Source organism: Cryobacterium sinapicolor (assembly GCF_004403465.1).
In the GTDB taxonomy this organism is placed as follows: domain Bacteria; phylum Actinomycetota; class Actinomycetes; order Actinomycetales; family Microbacteriaceae; genus Cryobacterium; species Cryobacterium sinapicolor.
Window position 1 is genome coordinate 65087 of sequence record NZ_SOGQ01000083.1, and the last position, 9115, is coordinate 74201.

A 9115-nucleotide genomic window follows, 5' to 3' on the forward strand; every position below is an offset into this window, starting at 1 on the left:
TGACTATCGCTTTGTGTGAATATCAAGGAGTAACCGCATGACCAACGCATCGGTCGACCAGACCATTCGGCTCATCAGCACGGGAGCGGCCGCCGGCAGCACCTGCAGCCCCGACCTGCTCACCGCCCCGTGGGAGTTCGATTCCGGCACGCCGGGTTACGGCCCAGGCTCGTCGATGGGCGACGTCATCCCCACCGGGTCACCGCGGCAGGGCGAACTGCCCGAGGTCTATCGACGTGCGTCGGCGGCGGAACTCGGCGACCGCATCCGTGCCGCCAAGGCCACGCTCGGTGACCGGGTCGTGATTCTCGGGCACTTCTACCAGCGCGACGAGGTCTTGCAGCACGCTGACTTCGTGGGCGACTCGTTCCAGCTGGCGCAGGCCACCACAAGCCGCCCGGATGCCGAGGCGATCATCTTCTGCGGCGTGCACTTCATGGCCGAGACCGCCGACCTGCTCTCGACCCCGGAGCAGGCGGTCATCCTGCCCAACCTCGCAGCGGGCTGCTCGATGGCCGACATGGCCGACATCGACTCCGTCACCGACTGCTGGGAGCAGCTCGAGGACATCTACGGCACCGAGCCCGACTCCGACGGCCGCGTCCCCGTGATCCCGGTCACGTACATGAACTCCTCGGCCGCGCTGAAGGCATTCTGCGGGGAGCACGGCGGCATCGTCTGCACATCCTCCAACGCCGAGACCGTGCTGGAGTGGGCCTTCGCCCGCGGCCGCCGCGTGCTCTTCTTCCCCGACCAGCACCTCGGCCGCAACACCGCGAAGGCGATGGGGGTACCCCTCGAGCGGATGCCGATGTGGGACCCGCGCAAGCCCCTCGGCGGCAACACGGCCGAGGAACTCGACACCGCCCAGGTCGTGCTCTGGCACGGGTTCTGCAGCGTTCACAGGCGATTCACGGTGGAGCAGATCGCCGCGGCCCGCCAGTCGCACCCGGGCGTGCGCGTGATCGTGCACCCGGAGTGCCCGATGGCCGTCGTCGACGCAGCCGATTCCTCCGGCTCGACCGACTTCATCAAGAAGGCCATCGAGGCAGCCCCGGCCGGATCCGTCTTCGCCATCGGCACCGAGATCAACCTGGTGCAGCGGCTCGCCGCCCAGCACCCCGAGCACATCATCTTCTGCCTCGACCCGGTGGTCTGCCCCTGCTCCACGATGTACCGCATCCACTCGGGCTATCTGGCCTGGGTGCTCGAAGCGCTGGTCGGCACCGCGGACCGTGCGCCCGAGGTGCTGAACCGCATCCAGGTGCCGCACGAGGTCGCCGGCAACGCCCGCATCGCCCTCGAACGGATGCTCGCCGCCAAACCGCCCGTCTCGGTCGAGGTCTGACCATGACCCGTGTGCTCGTCGTCGGCAGTGGGCTGGCCGGACTCATCGCCGCGGTGCGGGCGACAGATGCCGGCCACCAGGTCACCCTCGTCACCAAGGCGGCCCTGCCGGACAGCAACACCCGCTGGGCCCAGGGCGGGATCGCCGCCGCCATGTTCCCCGACGACTCGGTCGAGTCCCACGTGCAGGACACCCTGCGCGCCGGAGCGGGGCTCTGCGATCCCGTCGCGGTGCGCGTGCTCTGCTCTGAGGGTCCGGCGCGGGTACGGGACCTGATCCGGTTCGGCGTGGACTTCGACCGCGACGAGTCCGGAGTCACCCGAGGACTAGAGGCAGCCCACTCGAGGTCGCGGGTGCTGCACGCCGGCGGCGACGCCACCGGTGCCGCGATCGAGGCCGCCCTCGTGGCGACGGTGCGTGAGCGGGCCACCCGGTCGCTGCGGGGCGTCGGCGCCCGCCTGCGCATCCAGGAACACACGATGCTGGTCGACCTGACCGTGCAGGACGGCAGCGCGACCGGAGCCGTGATTCTCGGGCCCGACGAGGTCCTCCGCACGATCATCGCCGACACGGTGATCCTGGCGACCGGGGGCGCCGGCGAGCTCTTCCCGCACACCACGAACCCGTCCCTGGCGACGGGCGACGGCGTAGCGGCCGCGTGGCGCGCGGGGGCATCCGTCGCCGACCTCGAGTTCTACCAGTTCCACCCGACCGCACTCGCGGTTCCGGGCACCCCGCTGGTCTCCGAGGCGGTGCGCGGTGAAGGCGCCGTGCTGCGGAATGCGTCCGGCCACCGCTTCATGCTCGGCGTGCACCCCGACGGGGAACTCGCGCCGCGCGACATCGTGGCCCGGGGCATCGCCCGTGAAATGGCGAAGCAGGGCGGCGAACCGGTGTGGCTGGATGCCACCGGTCTCGGCCGCGAACTGCTCGAGCGGCGCTTCCCGACCATCACCGCGGCCTGCCGCGCGGCCGGACTGGACTGGGCCGTCGAATCGATCCCGGTTGCTCCGGCGGCGCACTACTGGATGGGCGGGATTCTCACCGACATCTGGGGCCGCACCAGCCTGCCCGGCCTGTTCGCCGTGGGGGAAGCGGCCCGCACCGGCGCCCACGGCGCCAACCGGCTGGCCTCCAACTCGCTGCTCGAGGCGGCCGTGTTCGCCGACCGGGCCGTGCGCGCGCTGCGCCTGCCGAGACGGATGCCCGCGGCGGGCTCGGGCCAGGCGTCGGTCTCGACAGGCTCGACCACCGTGGGCTCGGTCTCGACAGGCTCGACCATCGGGGGCTCGAGCACCGGGGGCGTCGACCGCGACGCGGTGCAGCAGCTGATGTGGGAGTGTGCAGGGGTTCTGCGGAGCGGGGAAAAGCTCGCCGCAGCATCCGTCACCCTGGCGGAGTGGGCTACCCGCCCGACGCCCCCGGACGGCACCGCGCCGCTCAATATGCGTGTTCGGGCATATGAAGACGCCAACCTGATCGATCTGGCGCGGGTCACCGTGGCCTCCGCCCTGGCCCGGGAGGAATCGCGCGGCGCCCACCACCGCTCCGATTACCCGGACAGCCGGTCCGAGATCGCCCGCACCGTCGTCTGGAGTCGCGTAACGACCCTGGATACCGCTGACGGCATGCAGAGCACCCTGAACCTAGCCCACCCCACGGAGGCCGAGGAGGCCATCGCATGCTGACCATGAACGCCATCGACACCATCGTGCGTGCCGCGCTCGAGGAAGACGCTCCGTGGGGTGACCTGACCTCTCAGGTGCTGATCCCCGCCGACGCCGACGCGACCGCCCAGCTGGTCGCCCGGGAATCCGGAACCTTCAGCGGCGGTGCCGTGTTCGCGTCGGCGTTCCGGTTGACCGACCCGCGCATCGTGGTTCGGCTGCTGGTGGCCGACGGCACCGCCTTCGTAGCCGGCGACGCGCTGGCGGAGGTGTCGGGGTCGGCCCGCGGAATCCTGCAGGCCGAGCGAATCGGGCTGAACTTCGTGCAGCGGATGAGCGGAGTCGCGACTCTGACCGCACAGTACGTGGCCGAGACCGTGGGCACCCGTGCCCGCATCGTCGACACCCGCAAAACCACCCCGGGGCTGCGCGTGCTGGAGCGCGCCGCGGTGCGCGACGGCGGCGGCCACAACCACCGGTTCAGCCTCTCCGACGCGGTGATGGCCAAGGACAACCACCTCGCCGTGCTCACCGCGGGCGGTCTGAACCTCACCGAGGCACTCCGTCAGGTGCGCGACCGCATCTCCCACACCACCCACCTCGAGGTGGAGGTGGACCGGATCGACCAGATCGAGCCCGTGCTCGCCGCCGGCGTCGACACGATCATGCTCGATAATTTCAGCCCCGATGACCTGCGCGAGGGCGTGCGCCTCACGGACGGTCGGGCGCTCGTGGAGGCCAGCGGCGGCGTTTCGCTGCTGACCGTGCGCGGCATCGCCGAAACCGGCGTCGACATCATCTCGGTCGGGGCCATCACTCACAGCGTGCGGTCCCTCGACCTCGGCCTCGACATCGCCATCCTGACCGAAGGCTGACCGGTCCCGCCATGATCTACCTCGACAACGCAGCGACCACCCCGGTGCGCCGGGAGGTCCTCGAGGTGCTCTGGCAGCAGCTCGCGGGCCGGTTCGGCAATCCGTCTAGCCACCATCGGCTGGGTGAGGCCGCGGCCGCCACGCTGGCCGAGGCGCGGGCCGATATCGCAGGCGTGCTCGGCTGCAGGCCAGCCGACGTTGTGTTCACGACCGGCGGCACAGAGGCCGACAATCTGGCCATCAAGGGCATCGCCCTCGGCGCCCCGCGCGGCCGCCACCTCATCACGACGGCGATCGAGCACGAGGCGGTGCTCGAATCCTGCGACTACCTGCACCGCTTGCACGGGTTCGAGGTGACGCTGCTCGACACTGATGTCTCCGGCCGGGTCGACCCGGAACAACTGCGGGCCGTGCTCCGCCCGGACACCACCCTCGTTTCAGTGCAATACGCCAACAACGAAGTCGGAACCCTGCAGCCCCTCGCCGCACTCTCGGCCATCACGCAGGGCGCCCGCGTGCCTCTGCACACCGACGCCGTGCAGGCCGCCGGCTGGCTCCCGGTGAACGTGGACACCCTCGGCGTCGACGCGCTGAGCCTGTCCGGTCACAAACTCGGAGCGCCGCCCGGTATCGGGGCGCTCTTCCTGCGACGCCGCATCGCGGTGGAACCGGTGCTGCACGGCGGAGGCCAGGAGCGCGGCCGCCGCAGCGGCACGGAGAACGTTGCCGGGGCCCTGGGGCTGGCGATCGCACTCCGCCTCGCCGAGGCGGAACGGGCGGAGGCCGCACCCCGCATCACTGCCCTGCGGGACGCTTTCATCGCCACGGTGCTGGCCGGCACCCCCGTCGCACGCCTCACCGGGCATCCGACCGAGCGCCTGCCCGGCACCGCATCGTTCGTCTTCCCCGGGACGAGCGGCGAGGCGGTGCTGCTCGAGCTGGAACAGCGCGGCATCGTCTGCTCGAGCGGGTCGGCCTGCGCGGCGGGCAGCGACGAGCCGTCCCACGTGCTGACCGCGCTGGGCGTCCCGGCAGAGGTCGCCCAGACCGCCGTACGGTTCACTCTGGCGTCGACGACCACGGCAGCGGATGCCGAAGAGGCGGCCGCATCCGTCCAGGCCGCCGTGGAAGCCGTGCACGCACTCGGCCGAAGTTGATCTGCCTCCGACGACTCGCGCGCGAAACGCGCGTATGACGCGCGTGCGCCCGCGCGCGAGGAGACAACCGGATACGAGTTGTCAGACAATTTACGAGCGTTTCGATTTGGGGAACGAAGATGCCCCCGACCAGCTAATCTGCTGACCTTCACCGTCCCCAGGACCGCGGAGTGAGCATCCCCTGACATGCGGCCCTCCGGCCAGCGGCCTAAGGTTGTAGACAGGAGGCGATAAGCCCAAGTTGGGCCGCCAAAAAGGGACACAATGACAATAATCGACAAACCAGTCACCGAGTCACTTGCTACACAAATTGATTCCCTGGTTAAAGCCGCTCAAGTCGCGCTTCTGGATTACGCGAACTTCACGCAGGAACAGATCGACCACATCGTCAAGAAAGCCTCGGTCGCCGCCCTCAGCAAACACGCCGAGCTCGCCGTTCACGCCGTGGCCGAAACCGGTCGAGGCGTATTCGAGGACAAGGCCGTTAAAAATCTTTTCGCATGCGAGCACGTTACGAACTCGATGCAAAACCTTAAGACCGTCGGCGTTATCAGCCGTGACGACATTACCGGAATTACAGAAATCGCCGAGCCCGTCGGTGTTATTTGCGGTGTGACCCCCGTCACGAACCCCACCTCAACCGCCATCTTCAAGTCGCTCATCGCTCTGAAGACGCGCAACCCGATCGTTTTCGGTTTCCACCCGGGCGCCCAGCAGTCCTCCGTGGCCGCAGCGCGCGTCGTGCGTGACGCCGCCATTCTCGCGGGTGCACCGGCCAACTGCATCCAGTGGGTCGAAACGCCGTCCCTCGAGGCCACCAGCCTGCTGATGAACCACCCGGGTGTCGCAACCATCCTCGCCACCGGTGGCAACGCTATGGTGCGAGCCGCATATTCCTGTGGCAAGCCGGCCCTCGGCGTCGGCGCGGGCAACGTCCCCGCCTTCATCGAGAAGAGCGCCAAGCTCAAGCGTGCCATCAACGACGTCGTTCTCTCCAAGTCCTTCGACTACGGCATGATCTGCGCTTCGGAGCAGGCCGTCATCATTGAAGAGCCGCTCTACGCGGAAGCCATGGCCGAATTCAAGATTCTGCACACCTATTTGGTCACCCCGGCCGAGAAGCTCCTCCTCGAGGACTACATCTTCGGAGTCCAGGCCAACTCGACCAACTGCGGCGAGGCCAAACTCAACGCGGCCGTCGTCGGCAAGTCGCCGGTCTGGATCGCCCAGCAGGCCGGTTTCACGATCCCTGCCGACACGTCGATCATCCTGGTCGAGGTCGCCGGAGTGGGACCGCACGAGCCGATGACCCGCGAGAAGCTGGCCCCGGTTCTCGCCGTGCTCCACGCCAAGGACGCAGAAGAGGGCATCTCGCTCTCCGAGCAGATGGTTGAATTCGACGGCCTCGGCCACTCGGGCTCCATCCACAGCGAGAACCCGGCAATCATCGAAGAGTTCGGAACCCGCGTCAAGGCGGTCCGGATCATCACCAACGCCCCCAGCTCGCTCGGTGGGATCGGTGACATCTACAACGCGTTCATCCCGTCGCTGACGCTCGGCTGCGGCTCGTACGGACACAACTCCGTCTCGAACAACGTTTCCGCGATCAACCTCATCAACGTCAAGCGCATCGGCAGAAGGAACAACAACTTGCAGTGGTTCAAGGTCCCCGCCAAGACGTACTTCGAGCCCAACGCGATCCGTTACCTGGCGGACATGCGAAAGGTCGAGCGCGTCACGATCGTGACCGACTCGACCATGACCCGCCTCGGCTTCGTCGACAAGATCCTTGACATCCTGAACCGTCGCGAGGGCCGCGTGGCACTGCAGATCATCGACAACGTGTTGCCCGAGCCGACCGTTTCCGCGGTCGAAAAGGGTGCCGCCGAGATGCGCGCGTTCAAGCCCGACACGATCATCGCCCTCGGCGGCGGCTCGCCGATGGACGCCGCGAAGGTCATGTGGTTGCTGTACGAACACCCCGAAATCGAGTTCTCCGACATGAAGGAGAAGTTCTTCGACGTGCGCAAGCGCGCGTTCAAGTTCCCCGACCTCGGCGAACTGGCCAAGCTCGTCTGCATCCCGACCACCTCGGGCACGGGTTCGGAAATGACACCGTTCGCCGTGATCACCGACGAGGTCACCGGAGTCAAGTACCCGCTTGCGGACTACGCCCTCCTGCCGACCGTCGCGATCATCGACCCCGTGCTCACCTCGATGATGCCGTCGTTCCTGGTTGCCGACTCGGGCTTCGACGCTCTTACGCACGCCACCGAGGCGTACGTGTCCGTCTACGCGAACGACTTCACCGACGGCCTCTGCCTCCACGCGATCAAGTTGATCTTCGAGAACATCGTGACCAGCGTCAACGGCACCACCGGCAGCACTGATGGCGAGGTCATCAAGGCCCGCGAGAAGATGCACAACGCCTCCTCGATCGCCGGCATGGCGTTCGGTAACGCGTTCCTGGGTATTTGTCACGCGATGGCTCACGTCACCGGCGCGCAGCTGCACCTGATCCACGGCCGGGTCAACGCGACCTACCTGCCGCACGTGATCCGTTACAACGGCCTCATCCCGACCAAGCTGACCAGCTGGCCCAAGTACGAGAGCTACATCGCCCCGGAGCGCTTCCAGCAGATCGCGAAGCACCTCGGCCTCCCGGCGTCGACCCCGGCGGAGGGCGTCGAGTCCTACGCCTTGGCCGTGGAGAAGCTGCGCGACCTGTCTGGCATCAAGCCGTCCTTCCAGGCGCAGGGTGTGCCGGAGGAGGACTTCATCAGCCGCCTCGACAGCCTGGCCATGGGCGCCTACGGCGACCAGTGCGCACCGGCCAACCCGCGCATGCCGATGCTCGATGACATGCGCACCATCATGGAGGCCGCGTACTACGGCACCTCCTTCAACGAGGTCCGCGCCGGTCGCGCGGCCGTCGAAGCAGTAGCACCGGCCGAAGAGAAGAAGTCGGCCCGCAAGGCAGGCAAGTAGTCTTCACCGCCTGATCGAATGAGGAACGGCCCCGCACCTGTTGGTGCGGGGCCGTTCCTGTGGGCGGAACCGCTGTATCAGCACCCGTCCGTGTGAACGGATGCCCGACTCAGAGCCAGCGCGGCGCGGCCGGGGTCTCCCCCGTGTCGGATACCACGCCCGACTGAACCCGGCCGGTGGCCCAGCCGGCCAGGTCGGCGAGGGACCCCGTGACGTGCTCCGCGGCATCTGGATCGCCGTAGCCATCGTGCGTCGAATCGGTTGCGGTGAGCATCCGACTCGTGTCGCCCCGGGCAGCCCAGTCACCGACGATGTCGCCGAGAAGCCGCTCGAGCACCTCCTCCGGGAGCATACTGAAGCCGGCGCCATGGTCGAGGTCGACGGCGTGAATCCAGAGTTCACGGGTGCGCATCCAGGTCGTTTCCCGCAGCGGCACCATGGCACCCTGCCCGTTTCTGACGGGAACGGACCAGCGGTCGTCTGGCAGCGAATGCCACCGACGCTCGAGGTCGTCGGCCGAATCTGCCCAGGCTCCTCGAAGTGCATCGGGCCTGAGGATACCGCCCGCTTCGATCTCCGCAGTGCGCGCCTCCAGCGAGGCGCACATCACCGTCTCGATCCCGGTGTCCGCCCAGTACGCGAGCCGCCCGAGCGCGCCGGCGTTGGACACGACGTGCGCGACAACCTGGCGCCGGGTCCAACCCGGCAGGAGCGAGTTTCCAACGAGATCGTCGTCCGTGAGTCCCTGCAGTTCGCGGCCGAAGAATTCCGTGCCCCGCTGGACGAGGTCCAGCGTCAACCTAAGCGCGGTGTTTTCGGACGGATCAAGGGGTGCGCTCATGGGGCTCCTGTCGTGGGCAACGCGCGTGGTCCCTACGCTACCCGGCGACCAGTCCTTCCCCGGGATCCCCCGTCGGTGGTCGAGCTGTCGAGCCCGGGGGCTGGGAAGCATCTACTCGTCGTCGTGGGTTACGTTCTTCCGCTCGATTGCGTCGGTCATCCGGGTGCGGGACTTGGTGACGGTGCGCCATTTGCGCACCCCGGTTTCGAGCCAGGGTGGTGCCATGATCTGCGCGGCAC

At 67.9% G+C, this 9115-nt stretch carries 6 protein-coding genes; 5 read left to right on the top strand and 1 reads right to left on the bottom strand.

From position 1 onward, the window contains the following. Nucleotides 1-37 precede the first annotated feature (37 nt). The 5 genes from nadA (at nt 38) to adhE (ending at nt 8035) form a co-directional block, all read left to right on the top strand. Nucleotides 38-1348: a quinolinate synthase NadA gene (gene nadA / locus E3T28_RS15025; RefSeq protein WP_134432789.1), complete on the top strand. Its 1311-nt coding sequence runs from the start codon at nt 38-40 to the stop codon at nt 1346-1348. A gap of 2 nt (nt 1349-1350) precedes the next feature. Further along, on the top strand, nt 1351-3036 hold the full coding sequence (gene nadB, locus E3T28_RS15030) for an L-aspartate oxidase (protein ID WP_134432791.1): 1686 nt from the start codon (nt 1351-1353) through the stop codon (nt 3034-3036). Beyond that, nucleotides 3030-3890: a carboxylating nicotinate-nucleotide diphosphorylase gene (nadC, locus tag E3T28_RS15035; RefSeq protein ID WP_134432793.1), complete on the top strand. Its 861-nt coding sequence runs from the start codon at nt 3030-3032 to the stop codon at nt 3888-3890. Before nadB ends, nadC begins: the two co-directional genes overlap by 7 nt. Before the next feature lie 11 nt (nt 3891-3901). Next, nucleotides 3902-5047, top strand: coding sequence for a cysteine desulfurase family protein (locus E3T28_RS15040; RefSeq protein WP_134432795.1), 1146 nt, complete (start codon nt 3902-3904; stop codon nt 5045-5047). A gap of 264 nt (nt 5048-5311) precedes the next feature. Continuing rightward, nucleotides 5312-8035: a bifunctional acetaldehyde-CoA/alcohol dehydrogenase gene (gene adhE / locus E3T28_RS15045; RefSeq protein WP_134432797.1), complete on the top strand. Its 2724-nt coding sequence runs from the start codon at nt 5312-5314 to the stop codon at nt 8033-8035. A 109-nt stretch (nt 8036-8144) separates the two neighbouring features. On the opposite strand, the gene E3T28_RS15050 is transcribed toward adhE, so the two are convergent. Next, entirely contained in the window at nt 8145-8876 is a 732-nt protein-coding gene (locus E3T28_RS15050; protein WP_134432799.1) for a maleylpyruvate isomerase family mycothiol-dependent enzyme, read from the bottom strand. Nucleotides 8877-9115 lie beyond the last annotated feature (239 nt).